This is a genomic window from Asaia sp. SF2.1, from assembly GCF_000505765.1.
Classification (GTDB): Bacteria; Pseudomonadota; Alphaproteobacteria; order Acetobacterales; family Acetobacteraceae; genus Asaia; species Asaia bogorensis.
This window is the reverse complement of record NZ_AYXS01000051.1, coordinates 30,966-31,547: the sequence shown is the minus strand read 5'-3', so window position 1 is coordinate 31,547 and position 582 is coordinate 30,966. Positions and strand designations below refer to the sequence as shown.

The window sequence follows — 582 nt, the reverse complement described above, 5'->3', positions numbered from 1 at the left end:
CCCTGATCGAACGATGCCATAGGCAATCCGCTCGCCATGGCCTCGACAGCAATCAGGCCAAAAGGCTCATCCCAGCAGGGCGTGAACAGCAACAGCGCGGCCCGCTGCATCTCGTTCGACAGGGCAGCGCCTTCCAGAACGCCGCCATAGGTGATGGCCTCGCCCAACTCAGGTGCGATTTCCTGATCGAAATAGGTTTTGTCTTCGAGATACCCAAAGAGACGAAGCGACATATTGGCGCGTTTTACGGCTGCGATGGCGAGATGCGGCCCCTTGTTGCGTGTTATCCGTCCGCACCAGATGGCGTGATCGCCTCCCGCGGCACTGAAGGGCCCGCGGGCCATGTCGATCCCGTTATGCACAACCATGCTCTCGGGCGGGACGGCCTGCCCCCACCATGAGATGTTCTGTCGGTCGGATGTCACTGTGACATGATGGGTATCACTCAGCGTGTCGCGCACCACGCCGTGTATGGCGTCAAATGGCGGGACATGCAGCGACGTCACGCAAGGCAAGCCGGTACGTTTTGCTTCCTGCATCACAAAACGATGGAGGGAGTTGTTGTGAACAATGTCATAGTGT

The 582-nt window shown here is 58.8% G+C and carries 1 protein-coding gene; it reads right to left on the bottom strand.

Translation table 11 applies throughout. From position 1 onward, the window contains the following. A partial coding sequence (locus P792_RS36270; protein WP_161630868.1) for a glycosyltransferase occupies positions 1–582 on the bottom strand: 582 nt, incomplete at both ends.